This is a genomic window from Rheinheimera sp. MM224 (assembly GCF_947090785.1).
GTDB lineage: Bacteria > Pseudomonadota > Gammaproteobacteria > Enterobacterales > Alteromonadaceae > Pararheinheimera.
Map to the genome: position 1 here is coordinate 1179990 of NZ_OX352320.1, position 21899 is coordinate 1201888.

The 21899-nt window shown below is 46.5% G+C and carries 19 protein-coding genes; 9 read left to right on the top strand and 10 right to left on the bottom strand.

What is annotated here, in order from left to right; translation table 11 throughout:
* Nucleotides 1–176 precede the first annotated feature (176 nt).
* Nucleotides 177–818: a DUF2726 domain-containing protein gene (locus tag OM978_RS05520; protein ID WP_264345895.1), complete on the bottom strand. Its 642-nt coding sequence runs from the start codon at nt 816–818 to the stop codon at nt 177–179.
* 221 nt (nt 819–1039) lie between these two features.
* Here OM978_RS05520 and aceB point away from each other — a divergent pair, with 221 nt between their 5' ends.
* Nucleotides 1040–2644, top strand: coding sequence for a malate synthase A (gene aceB / locus OM978_RS05525; protein WP_264345896.1), 1605 nt, complete (start codon nt 1040–1042; stop codon nt 2642–2644).
* A gap of 59 nt (nt 2645–2703) precedes the next feature.
* Here the strand turns inward: aceB and OM978_RS05530 are convergent, their stop codons facing one another.
* Complete coding sequence (locus OM978_RS05530) at nt 2704–3645, bottom strand: LysR family transcriptional regulator (RefSeq protein WP_264345897.1); 942 nt, start codon at nt 3643–3645, stop codon at nt 2704–2706.
* A gap of 236 nt (nt 3646–3881) precedes the next feature.
* On the opposite strand from OM978_RS05530, the gene OM978_RS05535 reads away from it, so the two are divergent.
* Both OM978_RS05535 and OM978_RS05540 read left to right on the top strand, forming a co-directional pair.
* Nucleotides 3882–5480 carry an isocitrate lyase gene (locus OM978_RS05535; RefSeq protein WP_264345898.1) on the top strand — a complete coding sequence of 533 codons (1599 nt, stop codon included), beginning with the start codon at nt 3882–3884 and terminating at the stop codon, nt 5478–5480.
* Nucleotides 5481–5725: 245 nt separating this feature from the next.
* Nucleotides 5726–5959, top strand: coding sequence for a hypothetical protein (locus tag OM978_RS05540; protein ID WP_264345899.1), 234 nt, complete (start codon nt 5726–5728; stop codon nt 5957–5959).
* Nucleotides 5960–6044: 85 nt separating this feature from the next.
* Here OM978_RS05540 and OM978_RS05545 read toward each other — a convergent pair whose 3' ends face one another.
* Entirely contained in the window at nt 6045–9119 is a 3075-nt protein-coding gene (locus tag OM978_RS05545; RefSeq protein WP_264345900.1) for a di-heme oxidoredictase family protein, read from the bottom strand.
* Nucleotides 9120–9489: 370 nt separating this feature from the next.
* Here OM978_RS05545 and OM978_RS05550 point away from each other — a divergent pair, with 370 nt between their 5' ends.
* A complete protein-coding gene (locus OM978_RS05550) occupies nt 9490–11091 on the top strand; it encodes a methyl-accepting chemotaxis protein (RefSeq protein WP_264345901.1) in 1602 nt (533 codons plus the stop codon).
* 17 nt (nt 11092–11108) lie between these two features.
* Here OM978_RS05550 and OM978_RS05555 read toward each other — a convergent pair whose 3' ends face one another.
* From OM978_RS05555 to OM978_RS05570, 4 genes are all read right to left on the bottom strand, one after another.
* The gene (locus OM978_RS05555) at nt 11109–11432 is read right to left on the bottom strand and encodes a DUF3718 domain-containing protein (RefSeq protein WP_264345902.1); all 324 of its coding nucleotides are present in this window, start codon (nt 11430–11432) and stop codon (nt 11109–11111) included.
* Nucleotides 11433–11659: 227 nt separating this feature from the next.
* Nucleotides 11660–12391 carry a LytR/AlgR family response regulator transcription factor gene (locus OM978_RS05560; protein WP_264345903.1) on the bottom strand — a complete coding sequence of 244 codons (732 nt, stop codon included), beginning with the start codon at nt 12389–12391 and terminating at the stop codon, nt 11660–11662.
* The gene (locus OM978_RS05565) at nt 12378–13463 is read right to left on the bottom strand and encodes a sensor histidine kinase (RefSeq protein WP_264345904.1); all 1086 of its coding nucleotides are present in this window, start codon (nt 13461–13463) and stop codon (nt 12378–12380) included. Before OM978_RS05565 ends, OM978_RS05560 begins: the two co-directional genes overlap by 14 nt.
* Entirely contained in the window at nt 13460–14518 is a 1059-nt protein-coding gene (locus tag OM978_RS05570) for a sensor histidine kinase (RefSeq protein WP_264345905.1), read from the bottom strand. The genes OM978_RS05565 and OM978_RS05570 overlap by 4 nt, the downstream gene beginning before the upstream one ends.
* Nucleotides 14519–14810: 292 nt before the next feature.
* Here OM978_RS05570 and OM978_RS05575 point away from each other — a divergent pair, with 292 nt between their 5' ends.
* Both OM978_RS05575 and OM978_RS05580 read left to right on the top strand, forming a co-directional pair.
* On the top strand, nt 14811–16301 hold the full coding sequence (locus OM978_RS05575; RefSeq protein WP_264345906.1) for an alanine/glycine:cation symporter family protein: 1491 nt from the start codon (nt 14811–14813) through the stop codon (nt 16299–16301).
* Nucleotides 16302–16362: 61 nt separating this feature from the next.
* Nucleotides 16363–16884 carry a GNAT family N-acetyltransferase gene (locus OM978_RS05580; RefSeq protein WP_264345907.1) on the top strand — a complete coding sequence of 174 codons (522 nt, stop codon included), beginning with the start codon at nt 16363–16365 and terminating at the stop codon, nt 16882–16884.
* A gap of 24 nt (nt 16885–16908) precedes the next feature.
* Here the strand turns inward: OM978_RS05580 and OM978_RS05585 are convergent, their stop codons facing one another.
* Nucleotides 16909–18084, bottom strand: a complete 1176-nt coding sequence (locus tag OM978_RS05585) for an MFS transporter (RefSeq protein WP_264345908.1) — start codon at nt 18082–18084, stop codon at nt 16909–16911.
* A 109-nt stretch (nt 18085–18193) separates the two neighbouring features.
* Here OM978_RS05585 and OM978_RS05590 point away from each other — a divergent pair, with 109 nt between their 5' ends.
* Nucleotides 18194–19081: a LysR family transcriptional regulator gene (locus OM978_RS05590; protein ID WP_264345909.1), complete on the top strand. Its 888-nt coding sequence runs from the start codon at nt 18194–18196 to the stop codon at nt 19079–19081.
* Here OM978_RS05590 and OM978_RS05595 read toward each other — a convergent pair.
* Complete coding sequence (locus OM978_RS05595) at nt 19047–19295, bottom strand: hypothetical protein (protein ID WP_264345910.1); 249 nt, start codon at nt 19293–19295, stop codon at nt 19047–19049. The two genes, OM978_RS05590 and OM978_RS05595, sit on opposite strands and share 35 nt — an antisense overlap.
* A gap of 177 nt (nt 19296–19472) precedes the next feature.
* Between OM978_RS05595 and OM978_RS05600 the strand changes: the two genes are divergently transcribed.
* Complete coding sequence (locus tag OM978_RS05600) at nt 19473–20486, top strand: DUF2817 domain-containing protein (protein WP_264345911.1); 1014 nt, start codon at nt 19473–19475, stop codon at nt 20484–20486.
* On the top strand, nt 20477–21262 hold the full coding sequence (locus OM978_RS05605) for an alpha/beta fold hydrolase (protein ID WP_264345912.1): 786 nt from the start codon (nt 20477–20479) through the stop codon (nt 21260–21262). Before OM978_RS05600 ends, OM978_RS05605 begins: the two co-directional genes overlap by 10 nt.
* On the opposite strand, the gene OM978_RS05610 is transcribed toward OM978_RS05605, so the two are convergent.
* Nucleotides 21213–21890 carry a tRNA-uridine aminocarboxypropyltransferase gene (locus tag OM978_RS05610; RefSeq protein WP_264345913.1) on the bottom strand — a complete coding sequence of 226 codons (678 nt, stop codon included), beginning with the start codon at nt 21888–21890 and terminating at the stop codon, nt 21213–21215. The genes OM978_RS05605 and OM978_RS05610 overlap by 50 nt on opposite strands.
* Between the last annotated feature and the right edge of the window lie 9 nt (nt 21891–21899).

Below are 21899 nucleotides of genomic sequence, written 5' to 3' on the forward strand. Positions count from 1 at the left end.
ACATCATATCGGCAAAAGGATCGCAGACTTTAGAATTATTTTCAGGATCTGGAATAAAATGAAGCCGCTCGTTGCAGCGAGCGGCTTCGGTCTTAAGGCGAGCGGAGTGACTTATGTTCCAAATGCCTGAAGTTGTTGAACTCTTTTTAACAGTTCGTATTTTAGCAGTGGTTCTGCTAGTGGATCATGGCCGTTGACTGAGAACGAATGCCACGCTCCGGAATAATCGAAGGTAAAGTATTGGCCTGAACCACTGGTTCTAAAGGGCGTATCGGCCGCGTTGGGCTTTTCTTCACTGTTCCTTTTAACAAAGGTTCAGGTTTTAAACCACTTTGACCAATTTTAGCAGCTAAACCTTGCTGAATATCCGCTATGGTATAGCCGGTTTTGATTTTCATCCGAACGTAAGGAATACCTGCTGCTTCAAAAGCTCCGCTGACAAACCAGTCAGGCACAGCTTTGTGACCTGCCTTACTGTTGTTGTTCACCAGATCAACCACAGCAACAATGCTCATATCTGCCGGATCACACAGAACAAAATCCAGATACTTAGCATTCAGTTTGACTGAAGCTGCGATACGGGACTTGGCATCAACATTGTTTTTTAATTCAAGAATATCGGCCATTTTCACTCTGTTCATTACTTTGTACTTTCCTTTCACCGCTTGTTCCAGCATGTTCAGGTAAGAACGTTCGACCTGAGTAAAAAGACTGCTTTTCTTACTAAATGGAAAAGGATTGCCATGGCTCATAAAACGGCTGACTAAAAAAGCTGCAACCACAACCAACACGGCTAATACTAAAATTAAAACTTCCATTAATGACCTCCGACAAACTTTTGACTCTGCAGCTCTAATTAGGGTGGCTGCATAGAGGGTAAAGCATAAGATGTGCCAACAAGTTAGATTAAATGCTCTAATTTGTATAAGTTTGCTGAATGTCTGCCATATAGCCTATTGATGGCTGAAATGGTGGGGATCGGGCTGGGTTCGGCTTATAGTGAAAAGAACTCCTATTGCTACAGACAAGGATCACCAGAATGACAAGCAGCAACACTGCAGGATTAGAGATCAAAGGCCGCCTGCCGGCTGAATTTCAGAACATCTTAACACCGGAAGCCTGCCGTCTGGTCGTTGAACTGACGCGAGAGTTTCGGGCCCCTTTAAAGCAATTACTGCAGCAACGTAGCGTCGAACAGGCACGTTATGACGCAGGAGCTTTACCGGACTTTCGTGCTGACACTGCTGATATTCGTGCTGCCAACTGGAAAGTAGCAGCTATTCCAGCTGACTTGCAGGACAGAAGAGTAGAGATCACAGGTCCTGTGGATCGCAAAATGATCATCAACGCTTTAAATGCTGATGTAAAAGTCTTTATGGCCGACTTTGAAGACTCGCAGGCGCCAAGCTGGGGTGGTGTGATTGAAGGGCAGATTAACTTACGGGATGCCAATTTAGGCACCATCAGCTACAGCGACCCACAGTCTGGTAAGCAATATGCGCTGCGGGACAAACAGGCGTTATTGATAGCCCGTGTTCGTGGTTTGCACCTGTGGGAAAAACATTTAGAAGTGGATGGCGAGGCTGTACCAGGTTCACTGGTTGATTTTGCTTTGTATTTTTTCCATAACTATCAAACCCGTTTAGCTAATGGCTCTGGGATCTATTATTACCTACCGAAGTTGCAGAGCTATAAAGAAGCCGCCTGGTGGGATGCGGTATTCCGTTTTACTCAAACTAAATTTAATCAGGCTGTGGGCACTATTCGCGCTACTGTACTGATTGAAACCTTGCCTGCTGTGTTTGAAATGGACGAAATTCTGCATGCGTTGCGTGAGCATATAGTGGCGTTGAACTGTGGTCGTTGGGATTATATTTTCAGCTATATCAAAACCTTAAAGAATCATGCTGACCGCGTGTTACCAGACCGTCAGGTGGTGACTATGGACCAGCCGTTTTTATCTGCCTATTCAAAACTGCTGATCAAAACCTGCCATAAACGTGGCGCTTTGGCTATGGGCGGTATGGCAGCTTTTATCCCTGCAAAAGATCCTGTTGCGAACCAGGCTATTTTAACCAAAGTAACGGCAGATAAAGAGCGTGAAGCCAGCAATGGCCACGACGGCACCTGGGTGGCGCATCCTGGTTTAGCTGCAACAGCTAATGAAGTGTTTAATAAATACCTGACGGATGGCAAAACCAATCAGCTGCATATCAGCCGCTCTGAAGATGCACCTGTCACTGCCGCAGATTTATTGGCACCGAGTAGCGGCGAGCGCACTGAAGCAGGTATGCGCATCAATATCCGCGTGGCTTTGCAGTACATTGCCGCCTGGATCAGCGGCAAAGGTTGTGTGCCTATTTATGGCCTGATGGAAGATGCGGCGACGGCGGAGATTTGTCGTACTTCTATTTGGCAGTGGATTAAACACGGCAAAACTTTGAACAATGGCCAGTTGGTCACCAAAGACTTGTTTGCTCAAATGCTGCTGCAAGAAGCTGTGGTGGTGCGTGAAGAAGTAGGGGAAGAGTTGTGGCAACAACAGCAGTTTGAGCTGGCTCAGGCACTGCTGCTGCAAATTACCACAGCTGATCAATTGGTGGATTTTTTGACGTTGCCAGCTTATGAGTTGTTAACGGCTTAATTGATTAATTCGGGTCAGAGTAAAATTAAACTTGGGGTTTAATTTTACTCTGACCCGAATTAAAGATGCAGCTCATCCGCCACTTCTGTAATTAAGCGCCTTAGCCAGATATGGCTGGCATCCTGATGCAATAAAGGACTCCAGATCATTTTCAGCTCTATAGACGGGATAGGAAAGGGCGGATCCAGTACTTTCATCGTCGCGTCATTCTGATACAAAAGCGCAGCCCGCAAAGGCAAGGTCGCAATCAAATCCGTTTCCACCGCTAAATGCATAGCCACATGATAGTTACGGGTAAAGACGCTGATGGTGCGCTGTTTGCCGAACTTCGCCAGCGCTTCATCCACCCAACCCAGTTTTTGTACATCGGCCGGATCCATACCCACACCTACACCAAAACCGGTTTTACTGACCCAGATATGCTGGGCTTTTAGGTAAGTATCTAAATTAAAGTTGCCGAGGATAGGGTTTAAGCTATTGACCAGACAGGCAAAACTGTCGCGCCAAATGGTCTTCTGATGAAACGATTGCGGCAGTTGGTCAAAGCGGTTAATCGCCATATCCACTTTGCCGTTTTCAACATCATGAAAGGTCACGTCAGACGGCGTCATAATATCGAGCGAGGTACCTGGCGCCTGAGCACGCAGCTTTTTAAGAAGTGCGGGAATAAGAGTAGAGGCCGCATAATCGCTGGCCATAATACGAAATACCCTATGACTGTGCTCTGGCTCAAAATCTTTATTCGGCTGCAAGGTTTCTTCCAGCGTCAGTAAAATGCCCCGCACCACAGGCGCTAATTCCTTCGCTCGTTCTGTTGGCACCATACCGTCAGAAGTGCGAACCAGAATAGGGTCGTTTAGTAAATCCCGCAGCCGTTTTAAGCCATTACTCATGGCTGGCTGAGTGATGTTGAGTTGATTAGCGGCACGGGTGACGTTTTTTTCCCGTAACAACACATCCAGATACACCAACAAATTCAGGTCGATTTTACTGATATTCATCTGCTTCCACTTCTTATGGCTAATGAGGTGCCGATTAAGCACTGATTGGATGCTTTATATATTCACACAATGAATGATGAGAATCAAAAAAATCAGCTACATGAATCCTTGTTTTGAAACCTATAGTGGATGTCAACAGAGGCAGTTACCAAATGTCGGGCTGTTTACAGAATTCATAAGAACTGACCGGGACTTTCTAACCGGACAAACAAAATACAACATCAAGAGGATGCATCATGTCAGCTTATCAACAGACCATTAAACAACTGGAACAAAGCTGCAAAGCACAAGGAACAGGCTGGGCCGCTATTAATGCTGAGTCTGCTGCCCGTATGCAGTTACAAAACCGCTTTAAAACAGGTTTAGAGATTGCGCAGTACACTGCAGATATTATGCGTGCAGATATGGCTGCTTATGATGCAGACAGCGCTCAGTACACTCAGTCTTTAGGCTGCTGGCATGGTTTTATCGGCCAACAAAAACTGATCGCCATTAAGAAACATTTTGGCAGCACTAAACGAAAATACCTGTATTTGTCCGGTTGGATGATTGCAGCTCTGCGTTCAGAGTTTGGCCCTCAGCCTGATCAATCCATGCATGAAAAAACTGCAGTGCCTGCGTTAATCGAAGAGTTATATACCTTCTTAAAGCAAGCCGATGCCCGTGAATTAGGTGGTTTATTCCGTGAGCTGGACGATGCGCGTGAGAAAGACGATCAAGCCAAAGCCGCCGAAGTGCTGAATAAAATCGACAACTTCGAAACCCATGTAGTGCCTATTATTGCCGACATTGATGCGGGTTTTGGTAATGCGGAAGCCACTTACTTACTGGCGAAAAAGATGATTGAAGCCGGTGCCTGCGCTATTCAGATTGAAAACCAGGTGTCGGACGAAAAACAATGTGGTCACCAGGACGGTAAAGTCACAGTGCCACATGCGGATTTCCTGGCAAAAATTAATGCGGTTCGTTACGCCTTTTTAGAATTAGGCATCGAAAACGGCATTATCGTGGCCCGTACTGATTCCTTAGGTGCTGGTTTGACTAAACAAATTGCTGTTACCAACGAAGCTGGTGATTTAGGCGATTTATACAACAGCTTTTTAGATGGTGATTACATTCAAAGCGCCTCTGATATTCAAAACGGCGATGTGGTGGTCAAAGCTAACGGCAAGTTGTTAAAACCAAAACGCCTGCAAAGTGGTTTGTTCCAGTTTAAACAAGGCAGCGGTGTCGATCGTGTAGTGCTGGATTGCATTACCTCTTTGCAACACGGTGCGGATTTACTGTGGATTGAGACCGAAAAACCTCATGTCGGCCAAATCGCTGAAATGGTGAATCGTATTCGTGAAGTAGTGCCTAATGCCAAGCTGGTCTACAACAACAGCCCGTCTTTCAACTGGACGCTGAATTTCCGTCAGCAGGTATTTGATGCATGGAAAACAGCGGGTAAAGATGTATCTGCTTACGACAGAGCAAAACTGATGAGTGCGGATTACGACACCACAGAATTGGCGCTGGAAGCAGACAGCCGTATCCAGACCTTCCAGGCTGACGGTGCCCGTGAAGCAGGTATTTTCCACCACCTGATCACTTTGCCTACTTACCATACAGCTGCGTTGTCGACCGATAATCTGGCGAAAGAGTACTTTGGTGCTGCTGGTATGTTGGGTTATGTGGCTGGTGTGCAACGCAAAGAAATTCGCCAGGGCATTGCCTGTGTTAAACACCAGAATATGTCTGGTTCTGACATTGGTGATGATCATAAAGAGTACTTCTCTGGAGAAGCTGCGCTGAAGGCTTCAGGGAAAGACAACACGATGAATCAGTTCTCCTAACTCTGGTGCATGGCCGACTATACCCATAGAACTGACAGGGCTAAGGGTATATTCCCTTCGAAATTGTTGATTTACGTGGTCGGGTTACACTGACATTGGCAGCCGCAAGGCTGCCTTTTTTGTTTTACAGAGTGCCAGTAGGGAGTTTGAGCGCAACACCTTGATCTCATTTCTTTATTCTGGCAATTTTATCGACTGGTGCCGGAGAGGCCATCAGCAATTTTAATGATTCAGGGAGAATTCTAATGTTGAGTGCAATACAAAACGCAAAACGTAACGACTTAAAAAGCACATTAAAGTTCGTATTTATTGCTTTGCCTGCTGTAGGAGTGATGTGTGGGGCCGCTTTAGGCGTTGGTTTAGGAATGACCTTCCACGCAGGCATATCCCAGTCACCGCTTTTTATTCCTCTGATTGTAAGTGGCCTGGGATTGATGGCTTTAGCCTGGCACTACGCCAAAAAAATCGACCAGCTCTGAAATACTTTTTATAGTTTCTCCAGCCAATAAAAAAGCCGCTTGATCTTAATGAAGAACAGCGGCTTTTTGCATTGATTTCAAACTATTACAAAGACTGTAAGAAAGTTTTCACTGCAGTACGTTGTTCAGCCGTCAGGTTTTCATACAGGCTGCGGCTTTGAGTGGCTTCACCACCGTGCCATAAAATAGCTTCATCCAAAGTACGGGCGCGGCCATCGTGCAGATAACGCACTTTATCTTCGCCACCCTGCACATACTTCAGGCTACCTAAACCCCATAAAGGCGCGGTACGCCACATAGAGCCAGACGCTTTGCCTTGTGGCAGATTGTCCGCTAAACCAGCGCCCATATCGTGCAGTAATAAATCGCTGTACGGTTGGATTTTCTGGTTACGCAGCTCAGCCAATGGGTGAGTTTTGCCTGTAGTAAAGCTGGCGGTGTGACAAGCTACACATTGGCTTTGCACAAACAGCTGTTTACCTTGAGCGATCAGCGCAGGGTCTATTTCGTGCTCAGGCGATATGCGGCTACCATCAGGGAAACCACTGCGTAAACTACGTTGTGCCGGTACACCTAATAAACCCAGATATTGAGTTAAATGTTGTAACTCGCCTTCAGAGATATGAGTAGTGCCTGACGGTTGCTGACAATCGGCAGCACCTTTTTGGCAAGAACGTTGTGGATACACAGGTGAAGTGACGCCTATATCCTGAACTAAAGCTTCTGCCGCCTGATGACGGGCACTGACTTTATTTGCTTTCCAGCCAAAACGACCCAGCTGAGTTGCACCTGTTTCAGGGTTTTGCACCCAATGTGCTACACCTTTAACGCCATCACCGTTGGCGTCATTGATGTCGACATTGGCCAGAATTGCCTGTTCAGGAATAGCTTCCAACAAGCCCATACCTATCACTTGTGGTGCCTGACGAACTGAATACAGCTCTGGCACCGGGCCTTTGAACTCATACAGAGGTTTTTGCAGTTCTACAGCAGTACCATCAGGCAGAGTTTTCACTTCAGTCTGATAAGAGGCTACTGACACTGAATAATCATCGGCATTAGCTGCTCTGGCTTTGGCCTGAATGGTTAAACCGTACAGTGGGTCTGCCACTACTTTTTCATCCGCCAGCATACCGGTAAATACGGAGTAGGTATCGAGTTTAGCGCCAGCTTTTAATGCCAGACTACGGCCATTGTTCTGGTGACAGCCAATACAACGTTCATTGTTATAACGTGGGCCTAACTGATTTTGGTGTTCAGCAAATACCGGGTTTTGCGTGGGTGATTCTGAGTGAATACCTGAAGCAAAAGAGGTATGGAATAAACGACGACCTTTAGAAAATCTTAAGGTGTTGCCTATACCAATGTTGTTTGCCATTTGCTGGAACATACGGAAAGGCTCTTCCGAGTAGTTGTAAGACACGCTGGTCTCGCCGCCAAGCAGAGTATTATTTGGCAGAGGTTCTGAATCCAGGTTTGGCGCTATACCGTACCAGGGTCTCATACCTACACCAACAATATAAAGCTGTTCAAAGGAGTAATAACGCTCACCACCACCGTCGATCACCGGTGTTAATAAACGTGGAGCTGGTGCCAGCTCAATTTTGTCACCAATTTTCAGCGGGCTATGAGGGCTTGTACGCCAGTTTGAATTAAAGCTCATCATGCATTCACGTTTACCGGAATGACATAAAGGTTGGCCACCCTCATTCGGGTTATTAAAGCCATAGTTCAGCGACCAGCCAAAATCTTTTACATTCGGGTTTTCGATATTACGGAATAAGCTGAAGGTGGTGCCGCGGAAACTGCCTTCATTGACATGCAACCAGACTTCGATGCTGTTGCCGCCAGCTGGAATAGTGTCCCGTATTTCTAAACCAAAAGTACGGTTCTGGAAATAAAAAGGTGGGAAGGTCAGGTAACGACCTGGTCCGGTATCGGGTGCATCCCAGGCTTCACCGCGTTCACGGGCATGACGTTCTGTCGGGCGTGCACCCATTAAGGTCACTAGCGTACCGTCTGCTTCTTTATACTGAATTTGCTCAACCACTTTCGTATTTTCAGGGAAAAGTGGCAATGCGCCTTCAGGTAAAGGAACTGGGTCCGGGCCAGGCTCTGTCGGGTCTGTAGGCTCAGTTGGGTCTGTAGGATCAGTAGGTTCCGTTGGATCAGTCGGGTCGGTAGGATCTGTTGGTTCAGTTGGCGGAACTTCACCAGCCTTACCAAAGACTTCCAGCTCCCGAATAGAGTAACCCCAGGCATTACCTGCGCTTGGCGTTAAAGCATTGATGCGGATATAACGGTAGTCACCCGCTAAATCCATTCTGTCTGTTCTGTTGCCAAACTCATCAATATAAGGAGTGGCTAAGGTCGTCCAGTTGCTGTTATCCACTGAGCCTTGCACTTCATAGCTTGCAGCGTTAGCTGCTTCCCAGTGGATTGCCACTTGCTCTACTTTACTGACTGAGCCTAAATCCACAGACATCCATGAAGGAGATTCCTGGTGATTCGACTCCCAGCGACTGTCGGTATTGCCATCCACTGCTTTTGCCGAGGACTGCAAATGGCTGCTGGCATAAGTCGTTTTGCCTTTCGCTATATTGCTGCTGCCAGTTGGCGGAGCGTCAGGTGATGTGGGGGCGCCTTCACCTGCAGTGCCTAAGACTTTTAGCTCCCAAATGGAAAAGCCGTAGCCGTTATTGGCACTATGTTTGGTCGCGAAGATACGCAGGTAGCGATAATCGGCATTCAGATCAATAGTATCTGTTCTGTTGCCTTTTTTACCGCCCGTCTGCACTAACAAGGTAGTCCAGTTGCTGCTGTCGTCCGAGCCCTGAATTTCATAAATTTCTGCGTTGGCATCTTCCCAGTCAATTTGCACCTGGTCGATATGGCTGACGCTGCCTAAATCTATAACCAGCCAGCTCGGAGCTACTTTGTGCGCTGATTCCCAGCGACTGCCTGCATCTCCATCTACTGCCATTTTTGCCCGACGTAACTCAGTGCTGGCTGTGACTTTTTTATTTAAGGCTAAGTTAACAGGCTCGGCGTAGACTGCGCCGCCAAGCGCTAATAACAGGACGGAACTCAGAGCTTTGCTGAGGACTGAGAGCCCTGATCTAAAGTTGGGCTGTTTTCTGCGTGGAAAAGCCGGATTCATGTTCATCTCCTTTAAGAGTGATCGTTTGGGTGCTGAAAAAGTCGCTAATGTACTGCTGTGACCTGTATTTTGTTGTTAAGAACTGTATTGGGTTTCAAACGGCATATTTTTAAAAAAACAATACAGTTCAAAGGTAAAGCGGCATGTATTAAACAAAACTGAATAAGTGGTGTGTTTATTTTGGGAATTTATTTTCGGGCGGATAATAAGTGTGCACTAATGACATTTTTGTGACAGGAACTTTTGATTTTCGGGGCTAAATTTAGTCTTACTAATGTAGAAAGTTTAAGTCGGTAAAGTCGGTCTTTAAAACATCACTCATTCGAACGGATGAGTTTGCATCGATTTATTTTATCTACCGGAGGAGCCTATGGCCCTGATGCTTCACTCTATACGTCATAAAATTATTGCGGGTTATGCAGCTGTGTTGGTTGTCGCTTTGGTGTCGGCCGCTGTGCTACTGAACAATAACCAGCAGATCCGGCAGAGGGTCGATAGTTTTACCGGTACGACTTTACCTGTATTAGCTCAACTGGACTTGTTGTTGTCCAATAGCAAGGAGCTGGTGCTGGCAAGTTATTCTTTGTATGGCACTACACTCGACAGCAGTAATTTTACCGTCAGGCAACACCAACTGGAGCAGAATTTACAGCAAGCCAACCAGCTCTTAAGTCAGCAATTACAGGTTTCTCTGGACACAGAGTTGTCCGCTTTCCACCTCGCGGTTAATGAACTAAGTGCCGTGATGGCACAACCTGAAGTCAACTGGGATTTAGCCCGTGAACGATTGACTGATTTAACCAGACAAGCTGCTGTGTTGGCAAAACGTTTAGACGAGCTGCGAAGCGAGGTCGCTGCCGAGGCCAATGCGGGTTCTATAGCGATAGCACAGCAACTGTCGCTGAGTTTAGTGGTGATCGTCAGTTTGCTTTCTGTGCTGGTTTTGGTTGCGATTGGTGCTTTTGTGATGGCACAGCGTCAAATTGCCATCCCCATTCAGCAGCTATCCGGACAAATTACTCAACTGGCCCAACAACGTGATTTAACCGTGCAGTTTAACTCAGAGCAGCAAGGCGAAATGGGGCAAATGTCCAGCAGTTTGACCACACTGTTGCAGGTGTTCAGTGCAGGTATGCAGGATGTCCGTAGTGCGATAGGGCGCATTGGAGTTGCTGTGACAGAACTGAGCGGCAGTACAGATGTATCTGCTCATTCAGTGCAGCATTTACAGCAAGATATAGTTCGTTTAGTTGAGCTGATGCAGCAGTTAGAGCAGCAGATGCTGCAAAGTGTTGAGTATTCGGCCTCTGCGGCAACCCATGCTCAGCAAGGCGCTAAGCAATTGGCACAGGCTCAGCTTGAGGTGAAACAAAGCTCTGACAGTATTCATGCTTTAGCCAAAGATATCGAAACCACGGCTTCCATGTTGCTGACTCTGAAAGTTGCTGGCGATCAAGTCTCTACAGTGGTCAAAACTATTGCTGATATAGCAGCGCAAACTAATTTATTAGCGTTAAATGCGGCGATAGAGGCGGCAAGGGCTGGTGAGTCAGGCCGGGGTTTTGCAGTGGTGGCTGATGAAGTACGGACTCTGGCGACCCGAACTCATCAATCGACAGTCGAAATTAACAGTATGCTGGATACTATAGTGCGTTCCATTCAGTCAGCGGTTCTGACTATGGGATCGAATCAGCAGCAAGCCGCACAGTCTGTAGATTTGTCCTTGGCTTTGGTGGATACATTGCAGCAAAGCCGCGCTGTAATTTTACAATTGGCAGAGGTCAGCCAGCAGTCAGCTGCTATTGCAAGTGATGCTCAGCAGGATGTTGCTCATCTCAGAGGACAAGTTCAGCAGTTCCGGCAATTGGGCGATCAGGTACTCTCTGGCAATACGCAAATTGGTCTGGCCGCTCAGTCTATGACTGAACTGGCTGACCAATTAAGCGTTACCGTGTCACAATTTAAACTATAAAAGCTGTGTCGCATCCGTTAAGGCGCAACGATATCAGAAATGGAAACTTTGCCTTTTGAACGTTGCTCATAGGGTTCCAGCATGGCGACAACTTTATCGGCATTAGCACTACGGGCGAAGTTCACTAAGGTTTTGCCATTACAAACCACTTTGTCGACAGCCCGTTGTTTCGATAAGCGGTTGGCTTTGAGAGTTTTATTCAGACTGAGGCGATCATCGTCCTGAGCATGACTGCAGGTTTCGATTAATACACTTTGGATCAGCGGGGTCATAGTGTTCTGTGCGCTGGCGGTCGCGGACAAAGTTAATACTGCTGCAGCGATGATTAGTTTTGCTTTCATGGTGCTATCCTCTGAGTTGGGTTATGGCTTTTGCCATAACTGTATTTTGGCGCTGAAAGCTTTGATTTTCCTGCCTTCTGTGACCAGAGGAATGACAAAAGTGACCAGAGGATCGGCCTTGCTTTTTGTTACTTCTTGTATAAAAAAGATACAAAAAAGCCCGCCTGTTTTTGAACTATGGCGGGCTTTTTGCTGCTAAAGAAGATTGATAAAGTTAAGTACAAAAACTATTTTCCCGGAACTAATTGCGAAGACCAATCTGCTTTAAAGCGTCTTGACGCCGCAACAGTCTGGCCATTGGAAAGCAGTAACTGATAGTCGTTGTTATGAGGTTGTACTTTATGCACATGGTGCAAATTGACGATAGTGGAGCGGTGAACCTGAGCAAACTGAGCAGGCAGACGCTGCATCAGCTCCTTTATGGTTTCACGGATAATCAGGTTTTCACTTAAGGTGTACACACACATATAGTTACCAGCTGCTTCAATCATCAGAATATCAATATCATCAAGCAGTAAAGTCGAAGCGCCTGTTTTAAAGGTAAGTTTACTTTGGGGGGCCGCGACTGGCATATCCTGCTGTTTATCTAAAGCGGTTTTAGCGTCCAGCAAGGTTTGAGCCAGGCGCTGGCGCGATACAGGTTTGAGCAGATAATCAAAAGCAAAATGCTCATAAGCTGAAAACGCATAGTTGTCGTAGGCTGTGACCAGGATGATTAAAGGGGCAGCCATAGCAGAAGATTTATTCAGCTGTTTTAACACCTCAATACCTTTAATGCCTGGCATCTGTATATCTAAAAAAACTAAATCAACAGCAGTGTTCTGCAAGTAGGCTAATACTTCATCACCATTATCAAAGCAGGCATCGATTTGAATATTAGGGTAAGTGGCCAGCTTAGCTTTTAAATTGCTGATGGCTAAGGGTTCATCATCGGCTATCACTGTTTTAATCTGCTGCATGCAGTAACTCCAGAGGTAAAGAGATTTGTCCGGTAAATTTATCTTGTTGCTGGCTGAAGCTTAAACTGGCCTTGCCATGAAACAATAAGCTCAGGCGTTCGGCCAGATTATGCAGACTGCCAAAACTAGCTTGTTGCGGCCAACCAGCCGCAAGCTGAGTTCCCGGGCCATTGTCCGATAGTTTTAGCAGTAAAGCCGAGGATTCTTGTGTCACTTCGATGTCAATACAAGCATGACCTCTGAGTTCAGATACGGCATATTTAATGGCGTTTTCTGCCAAAGGCTGCAGTAACAATGGCGGGACTTTTTGTTGCATGGCTTCTTCGTCCAATTGCCAGTTTATTTTCAGCCGATCACCAAAACGAACCTGCTGGATAGCCAGATAAGAGGCTAAAGCGTCGAGCTCTTCTTTCAGAGGGATTAAATGTTCAGTATGGTTTTTCAGTGAGTGTCGTAAGAAGGTGGAAAGCTGCAGGATCAGATTTTCCGCATCCATTCCTTTGTGTTGCACTATTAAGGAGTTCAACGCATTCAAAGTATTAAACATAAAGTGAGGATTGAGCTGATACCGCAGTACTTTTAAACGGGCAATACGGGCCTGACGGGCTAATTCCTGTTGTTGTCTGAACTCTGCTCTGTTCAACAAATTAGCTTTGTACACTAAAAATAACGCAAACCAGCCGGCTATCGGCAGTAGCACCAGATTAAAAGCCAAAGCATAACGTAATGGAGAATCGGTCTCTGAGGGCATCAGCGCATAGTTCATCATCAGATATTGACGCACAGGGGTTAATACCAGCCAGAGTGGGATCAGCCACCAGGCCAGTCGTACCGCCTGTTGTTTGATGCTGATATTCAGTGCCAGCTCTTTTTGCCCCAGATAGCCGGTCACTATAAAGTTCACCAGACTAATCAGGGTATAAATCATCAGATAAGGAAATACATCCCTGTCATCCAAAGGAACCAGCACGGCTAAATGAATAAATTTGATCAATAAATAACTCAGCCAGAATACTAAATGCCAGTACCAGAATCTTTCTTTGTTTAGATCAAATTTGACTGCTGAAATCATCCGGCGACCCCTTGCAGCGGCAACTGAATAGAGACCAGAAACCCCTGTTGCCTTGCTTGTATCACTAAACTGGCTGCGCTGCCAAAATGTTGGCTTAAGCGGTTTTGGATATTGGTTAAGCCAACGCCTGAGCTTTGCCCTAGTTGTTTAATGGCACGCTCACCTGGGCCGTCGTCTTCTACCTGTAAGCAAAGCTGGCCGTTTTGTGTTTGTCCGGCAATGGTAATAGTGGCGCCTTGCTGTTGGGTGGCCACTGCGTATTTAATGGCATTTTCGACTAGTGGTTGTAACAGCAGTGCTGGGATCAGATGTTGGCGGATGTTTTGATCTATTTTCCAGTCGACTTTTAGTTTGTTACCGAAGCGGGTTTTTTGTAATGCCAGATAAGCTTCAATAGCAGAGAGTTCATCGGCTAGTTTCACCAGACTATCCGGAGAGCTACTTAAGGAATAACGTAAAAAAGACGCCAGTTGTTCAGACATCAGTTCAGCATCATCAAAACGTTCGGCCTCGATTAAAGCACACACCGAGTTCAGCGCATTAAAGGTAAAATGCGGATTGAGCTGATGCCGCAGCGCTTGTAACTCAAGCTGTTGTATTTTCTGACTTAAACGGGCCGATTCTGCCAAACGATAATGCCGTTGCTGGTTCAGAATGTAGGCCAGATAAAGTGCGGTCCAAACAAAAAAAGCCAGAGTGTTACTATCAAGATTACTTAATAAAAAGCGCGGGTCAAATTGCTCGTTTTTCATCGGGATCAGCCAGAAGGCGTTTTCCAGTGGCACATAAATACAAGTCACCAGCAAAGCTGCGAACACCAGTTGCCAGATGGAAAAATTATGCAGACTGATTTTGTATTGAGACCAGCATAACAAAGCACCAGTCACCAGCCATGCAGCTGCATCACTGACAAAACTCATGCCCAAATAATGCAGAGCTTCAGCTTTATGCCAGATTAAAAAATCCAGACACCAGCTCAAAGCGCTGAACATAAAAATAATGCACCAGAACAGGCTATGGTGGCGCAGCAAGGGTCTTATTTCAGCATTAAACACCGGGTTATTCCTGTTGTGGTTGATGTAGCCAGTATAACCAAAGACTTACCGAAATCGACCAGTGCAATGGTTCACTGGACGCAAAGTTGTGACCAGTGGGTTTCTGTTATGGTTTTATCTGTTCTGCCGCTTTAAATAGTCAATTCTGCGTTGTAAAAAACGATAGGCGGCAAGGTTAGCTTGCGGTATCTTGTATCACTTTGGCAAAGAGGCAGCGATTCTTTTTGTCGTAAATTAAATTTGACTCAGCTGGTATTGCGCTACCTGAAGCTGACTATTAGGGAACAGGTCCATGAATGAAATTGTCAATGCTATTAACGGCGTTATCTGGAGCCCTGCGCTCATCATATTATGCCTTGGTGTAGGTTTATATTTTTCTATCCGCTCACGCTTTTTACAGCTGCGCCATGTACGCGAAATGACCCGCCTGATGATGGAAGGGAAAAGCTCCGCCAGCGGTGTGTCGTCTTTTCAGGCTTTAACTATGACCTTAGCGGGTCGGGTTGGCACTGGTAATATTGCCGGCGTCGCTACTGCTATTACTTTTGGTGGTCCGGGCGCTGTATTCTGGATGTGGGTTGTGGCATTTTTGGGCGCGAGTTCAGCTTTTGTCGAGTCGACTTTAGGTCAGGTTTATAAAGAGAAAATTAACGATCAATACCGTGGTGGTCCTGCCTTTTACATTGAAAAAGGTCTGGGCATGAAATGGTATGCCTGGACTTTTGCAGTGGCGACTATTTTTGCAACAGGCTTGTTATTGCCTGGTGTGCAAGCGAACTCTATCGCCGAAAGTTTAAATACGGCGCTGGGTATAGATCGTAATGTTACAGCAGCAGTGCTCGCCATTGCATTAGGCTTTATTATTTTTGGTGGTGTAAAACGTATCGCAACCTTTGCTCAGGTTGTAGTGCCTTTTATGGCGCTGGGTTACATCATTGTCGCCTGTATCATTATTTTCCTGAATATCGAGCAACTGCCATCCGTGATTAAGCTGATTTTTACCTCTGCTTTTGGTCTGGATGCGGGCTTCGGTGCCATTCTTGGTATGGCTATTATGTGGGGTGTAAAACGTGGTGTGTACTCTAATGAAGCAGGTCAGGGCACTGGTCCTCATGCGTCTTCTGCTGCTGAAGTAAGCCACCCTGCTAAACAAGGTCTGGTGCAAGGTTTCTCTGTATACATAGATACCTTGTTTGTCTGCTCTGCTACCGCCTTTATGCTGTTAATTACTGGCCAGTACAATGTACAGGCAGAAGATGGTACTGCCTTGTATACAGGTGTGCAGGGAGTGGCTGCAGGCCCTGGTTATGTGCAAACTGCAATGGAAAACGTGATGCCTGGTTTTGGCTCTTTGTTTGTTGCCATCGCTTTACTGTTTTTCGCTTTCACTACCATAGTGGCTTATTACTACATTGCTGAAACGAACATTGCTTATATCAACCGCACAGTGCGTCGCCCTTGGCTGACCTTTTTATTAAAAGTAGGCATTATTACCGCTACTGTATATGGCACTATTAAAACTGCTGATTTAGCCTGGGCTTTAGGTGATATTGGTGTGGGCTTAATGGCATGGCTGAACATAGTCGCCATTATTCTGCTGCGTAATGTCGCTTTTAAATGTTTACGTGATTACGAAGCACAAAAGGCTGAAGGTAAAGATCCACAATTTGATCCTGAAGCTTTGGGTATTAAAAACGCTGATTACTGGCAAAAACGGGCTGTGGGAGTAAAACCAGAGCCGGAGAATCCGGATGATGCAGTGGTGGTCAAATCGTTAAACTAAAACGGACGATTTAAAAAAACAGCAGCTCTGGCTGCTGTTTTTGTATTGCAGAGGGATATGTATGATTACTCAAACTACGCGTTTAACAATACGTGAACTTCAGCTTAAGGATGCTGCCTTTGCGCTGCGTTTATATAACGACCCAAGCTTCTTGCAACATATAGGAGATAAAGGGGTTCGTACTGTTGAAGATGCCGAAAAGAACCTGCAGCAGGGCGCTATTGCCAGTTATGCGCAGCATGGTTATGGCATGTGGTTGGTCGAAGATAAAAAGCGCCAGGCCATAGGTTTATGTGGCCTTATTAAGCGTGACTTTTTAGCCGAAACCGATTTAGGTTATGCTTACCTGCCTGAGTTCTTTGGCCAGGGTTATGCTTATGAAGCTGCTACTGCTGTGTTGGCTTATGCCGCAGAGCACACCGCTTTAAAAACAGTAGTCGCTATAGTGTCGCCCGCCAATCTGGCTTCAAAGGCATTATTGCAAAAACTGGGTTTTGAGCAGGATGGTCAGGTGCTGGTTCCGGATAAAAATGAGATGGTTGATTTTTATCGTATTTATTTAACGAAAAAGCCTGATCTATAACAGTCAGGCTTTTTCGCTCTTAGCTCAGGCGGGCTGAGCAACCAGCTTCTGATCCAGCTTACCACTGATATGAGTCAGGCCATAAGCAAGTAACACAATTAAAGCGCCTATCCAGGGTGTGTACATCAAACCAAAGTGGCTGACGACCAAACCTCCGGCCCAGGCGCCAAAGGCGATACCTAAGTTAAAGGCGGCGATATTCAGACCACTGGCAACATCCACTGCTTTAGGTGTGTAAACCTCCGCCTGACGCACCACATAAAGCTGCAGACCAGGCACATTACCAAAAGCAACTGCACCCCATAACAATACGGTTAAAGCGGCAAAAACAGGGTGTGGTGCGGTAAAACTTAACAGTAACAACACGCCGGCCAGGCCTAAAAAAATCAGCTTCAGCGCCGCTATAGGACCTTTTTTATCGGCAAGCTTGCCACCCCAGATATTGCCCACAGCCACAGATACACCATACAACAGCATCAATAAGGCTATATGGTCAGTACTGAAACCTGACACGTCCTGCAATATGGCCGCAAGGTAAGTAAAGGCAATAAAGCTGCCGCCATAACCAAGCGCTGTTTTGGCATACACCATCAGCAGGCGGGGTTCAGTCAGCACCTGCAATTGTTCGGCAAAAGTGGCTGATTTCTGCTGTGGTAAGTTATTGGGCACCAGAATGGCCGAACCTATCATCGCAATAAAACCTAAAGCTGCAACTGCATAAAACACTGCTTGCCAGCCCAAATATTGACCTACAAAAGTACCCAGTGGTACGCCCGTCACCAAAGCCACAGTTAAACCAGTAAACATCAGGGCTATAGCACTGGCGGCTTTTTCTTTTGGCACCAGACTGGTCGCTATGGTGGAGCCTATGGAGAAAAACACGCCGTGCGCCATACCTGTCAGCACCCGGGCCAGCATCAATGAATAATAATCCGGTGCCATGGCACCCAGTAAATTGCCAACAGTGAATAGCGCCATTAAGCCTATCAGCAAAGCTTTACGTGGCATTTTGCTGCTAAGCGCCGTCAGCACTGGCGCGCCTATAGCAACACCTAAGGCATATAAACTGACCAATAGGCCAGCAGAAGGTAAAGACACCGCCAGGTCGGCAGCAATCACAGGTAACAAGCCCACTATGACAAATTCAGTGGTGCCTATGGCAAAGGCGCTTAAGGTTAAGGCCCATAAAGCGAGTGGCATAACAGTTCTCCGTTAATGATCGGGTGAATTAAAGTGGCGCCAGTGTGCTGGATTTTGTTATTGTGAAAAATAGCGGTAATGGCAAATATCTATTGCTTTGGAGGCAATAATGGCAGGACATACTGAACAGTTAGATACTTTTGTCACAGTAGTGAAAACCGGTAGTTTTACAGCTGCTGCCGATCAGCTCGGCCAAGCCACATCTGTCATCAGCCGCAGAGTAAAGCAGCTGGAACAGCGCCTTGGCGTGGCGTTATTGGTGCGCACAACCCGTAGTTTGCGACTGACTTCTGAGGGGGAATGGTACTATCAGCAGGCCAGCAGTATTTTGCGCCAGCTAGCCCAGGCTGATCATTTTTTAATGGATCGTAGCCACAAACCAGCAGGCAAATTACGTATAGATTCAGCAACCCCTTTTATTTTGCATCAACTGGTACCTCTGGTGTCTGAGTTTCTGGCGCTTTATCCGGAAATAGAACTGACTTTAGATTCGTCCGAGTCTTTTATTAATCTGATTGAGAAGCGGGTCGATGTCGCGATACGTTTTGGTGAACTGACAGATTCCAGTTTAAAGGCGCGTAAATTAGGGGCAGGTTTTCGTCGTTTGTTAGCAAGCCCTGACTATCTGGCCAGTTTTGGCACGCCTGACACTTTGGCTGATTTAGCACAGCATCGCTGCATTGCTTTTAGTTCAGCAGATAATTTAAACCGCTGGCCCATTCGGGATCATGACGGCGAGCTTTATAAAATCACACCTTATCTCTCAGCCGATAGCGGCGAAACTGTCCGTCAACTGGCTTTACATGGCAATGGTATTGCTTGTTTATCAGGTTTTATGACGCAGGAAGATATCAGAGCAGGGCGCTTAGTGCCTGTGCTTGAGCATTTACGTGAACAGGTATTGATGCCTGTCTATGCTGTCTATTACAGCGAGGTGGAAGCTAATCCCAGAGTACGTTGTTTTATTGACTTTTTAACTCAGAAGCTGGTGTTGTAGCTTGTTGTTGCGCTGATTTTTGCTGTTTCAAATAGTCTTGATAGCTGCGACCCTGGCGCTCCAGACATTGAGCTTTGACTTGTGCAGGAAGCTGGTTGCACTGCGAGCGATGATCCCGCTGCATTTTGTCATACCACCATTCATCTGAGCCTCGTTGGCTGTAGGCGCAGGCACTTTGCAACAGCAGTAGCAGCCCGACTATGGCAAAACGCATAACAATAGTCTCCCGGAAAATAAGTTGATAAAAGTATGCATCGGCTGAGAACGGATTACCAGAGCTTTGTCCCAGCGTCTTATGGCACTGTCTGTCATTAAAAGTTCATCAAAAAAAGTAAAACGCCAGCGCCACAAACTTTTATTCTGTTGAAAATTCAATTTATTGGCTCTGATTGTGCAAAGCAAAAGACACCGCTCTCTTTTACCAGAACTGATCCGGCTCGAGGCTTTGATTGATCGCCTACCCACAACGGTTAAAGCGACGGAGCTGGCTCGCTTTACATCAGGCTTGCACTCCTACCCAAGTTACTTAATTGAATTAGCCGCTTTTGATGCAAGCAAGCCTACGCTGCTGTTAACTGGAGGCGTGCATGGGCTTGAGCGTATAGGCTCTGCAGTCTTGATTGCTTTTCTGGAAAGCCTGTTACAACGGCTGGAATGGGACCACGGTTTGCAGCATCAGTTAAGCCAGCTGAATGTTTTAATGCTGCCTATGATCAATCCTGTGGGTATGGCCAATCACAGGCGCAGTAATGGCAATGGCGTGGATTTAATGCGTAATGCTCCTGTCAATTGCGAAGATAAAGCGGCATTTTTAGTAGGCGGGCATCAGTATTCAGCGCGTTTGCCCTGGTACAGAGGCAACCCGCTGCAACCTGAAGCTGAAAGTCAGGCGCTATTTGGCCTGGTCAGGCAAAAGCTGTTTCAAAGCCCTTTTAGTCTGGTGCTGGATTGCCACTCTGGTTTTGGTCAGGTGGACCGTCTCTGGTTTCCTTATGCTAAAAGTCGTAAACCTCTGCCGCATTTAGCTGAACTGTACCGGCTGCGCCAACTGTTGTTTGATAGCTACCCGCATCAGGCGTACGAGTTTGAGCCTCAGTCGCTGCATTATTTATGTCACGGCGATTTATGGGATTATTTATATGACGAGTCGTTGCAGCACGACACTTTATTTTTACCTTTGACTTTAGAAATGGGCTCCTGGAACTGGGTACGGAAAAATCCATTTCAGTTATTGTCCAGCTTAGGTTTGTTTCATCCGGTAAAACCGCATAGGGTAAAGCGGGTCTTGCGCACTCATTTAACCTTGTTTCATTTTCTGATTGCGGCTACAGCGTCACATAAAAAATGGCGGCAGATGATGCACCCACGCATGCTCAGGCAGGAGGCAATGGAACTATGGTACTAAGTTCAGAGAAACCCCCTGTAGTGCTGATCCGCGGTTTATTGCGCGAGAGCAGGCATTGGCTTCATTTTCCTGCTTTGCTGAGTGAAAAATTGCAGCGCCCTGTATTTACTCTGGATTTACCAGGCTGCGGAGCTTTGTATAAAGAAAAATCTGCAGCCTCAGTGCCTGCTTTACGCCACCAGCTGCAACAACAATGGGCAGAACGTTATCCACAATATCAGGGCAAAGCTGTGCACTTAGTCGCTATTTCTATGGGCGGTATGCTGGCGCTGGATTGGGCTCGTGCAGCACCAGAACAAGTGAACTCTGTGGTGCTTATCAACAGCAGCAGTGCAGGGATAAACCCATTCTGGCAGCGATTACGGCCCAGTAACTATCTGAAAGTAGTACTGTGTTTATTAGCTGGGCCATTACAGCGGGAAGAACTGATCTGGCAAATGACGGTAAATTCGCCACTACAGCCGGATGTTTTAAAGCAATGGCAGCAATGGGCCATTGAAAACCCGGTCAGCCGAATCAATGCATTGCGCCAGCTTTGGGCGGCTAGCCGATTCCGTGTTCAGCAGCAGCCTGTTTGCCCTGTGTTTGTTGTCTCTGGTTTGGCAGATCAACTGGTTTCGCCGCTCTGCAGTGAGGCTTTAGCTAATCAGCTGAATGCAGCTTTACTGACGCATGCAGATGCAGGGCATGACTTGCCATTAGAAGCTGGGCCCTGGCTTGCAACAGTTATAGATCAAAACTTAAATGAGGCTTACCAGCAATATAGTTGCGCCTGAAGATGGTGAAATAAGCCGCCAAATCACTGCTTGCCTGATGATCGCCAGCAAGTTCCAGCACAGCAATACCTACTTCTGCAGTACAAAGCTGATGATCATGAGCCGCTTCGCGCAGTTGATACAAAGAGCTTTGTTCTGGCTGAATACCCAGCACAGGAAAAGCATCTAAATAGGGGCTTTTGCTGAACATCTTTTTCGCTTCGCGCCAGGTGCCATCCAGCATGACAAAAAGTGGAATTTTATCGCCTGTATCAATGGTATCAATACAACGCTCTGGTGCCGCATATTGTTGAGGAAACACCACTATAGGGGCGTATTTAGGGTTTTGTAGCAAAGCTAAAAGTTGTGGATCCGGCTGAGTTCTGTCCCAGACAAAGGCAAAATTTTCCGGTGCCACATCGGCAATTAATCGCCCTGTATTGGTCGGCTTATAAGCTTCACCTTTGTACATCACAAAACAAAAGGCACTACGGCTTGACGCTTGTGGTTTGGCGGCACAAATACAGTCAGGCACAGGCAATAAACACAAAGGGCAGCGGATCACACGGCTACCGCGGGCATTAAAGACCCGGACGGTTTTTTTAAGTTCGCGCTCACGCAGCGCCATCACTGAATTGATATGAGACACAAAGCTTAT

Coding starts and splice junctions, on each gene's coding strand:
- OM978_RS05560 (WP_264345903.1), bottom strand. CDS start 12,391: ATGCAGCAGATTAAAACAGTGATAGCCGATGATGAACCCTTAGCCATC.
- OM978_RS05590 (WP_264345909.1), top strand. CDS start 18,194: ATGGCAGGACATACTGAACAGTTAGATACTTTTGTCACAGTAGTGAAA.
- OM978_RS05540 (WP_264345899.1), top strand. CDS start 5,726: ATGTTGAGTGCAATACAAAACGCAAAACGTAACGACTTAAAAAGCACA.
- OM978_RS05585 (WP_264345908.1), bottom strand. CDS start 18,084: ATGCCACTCGCTTTATGGGCCTTAACCTTAAGCGCCTTTGCCATAGGC.
- OM978_RS05555 (WP_264345902.1), bottom strand. CDS start 11,432: ATGAAAGCAAAACTAATCATCGCTGCAGCAGTATTAACTTTGTCCGCG.
- OM978_RS05550 (WP_264345901.1), top strand. CDS start 9,490: ATGGCCCTGATGCTTCACTCTATACGTCATAAAATTATTGCGGGTTAT.
- OM978_RS05565 (WP_264345904.1), bottom strand. CDS start 13,463: ATGATTTCAGCAGTCAAATTTGATCTAAACAAAGAAAGATTCTGGTAC.
- OM978_RS05605 (WP_264345912.1), top strand. CDS start 20,477: ATGGTACTAAGTTCAGAGAAACCCCCTGTAGTGCTGATCCGCGGTTTA.
- OM978_RS05520 (WP_264345895.1), bottom strand. CDS start 818: ATGGAAGTTTTAATTTTAGTATTAGCCGTGTTGGTTGTGGTTGCAGCT.
- OM978_RS05545 (WP_264345900.1), bottom strand. CDS start 9,119: ATGAATCCGGCTTTTCCACGCAGAAAACAGCCCAACTTTAGATCAGGG.
- OM978_RS05580 (WP_264345907.1), top strand. CDS start 16,363: ATGATTACTCAAACTACGCGTTTAACAATACGTGAACTTCAGCTTAAG.
- OM978_RS05530 (WP_264345897.1), bottom strand. CDS start 3,645: ATGAATATCAGTAAAATCGACCTGAATTTGTTGGTGTATCTGGATGTG.
- aceB (WP_264345896.1), top strand. CDS start 1,040: ATGACAAGCAGCAACACTGCAGGATTAGAGATCAAAGGCCGCCTGCCG.
- OM978_RS05595 (WP_264345910.1), bottom strand. CDS start 19,295: ATGCGTTTTGCCATAGTCGGGCTGCTACTGCTGTTGCAAAGTGCCTGC.
- OM978_RS05535 (WP_264345898.1), top strand. CDS start 3,882: ATGTCAGCTTATCAACAGACCATTAAACAACTGGAACAAAGCTGCAAA.
- OM978_RS05575 (WP_264345906.1), top strand. CDS start 14,811: ATGAATGAAATTGTCAATGCTATTAACGGCGTTATCTGGAGCCCTGCG.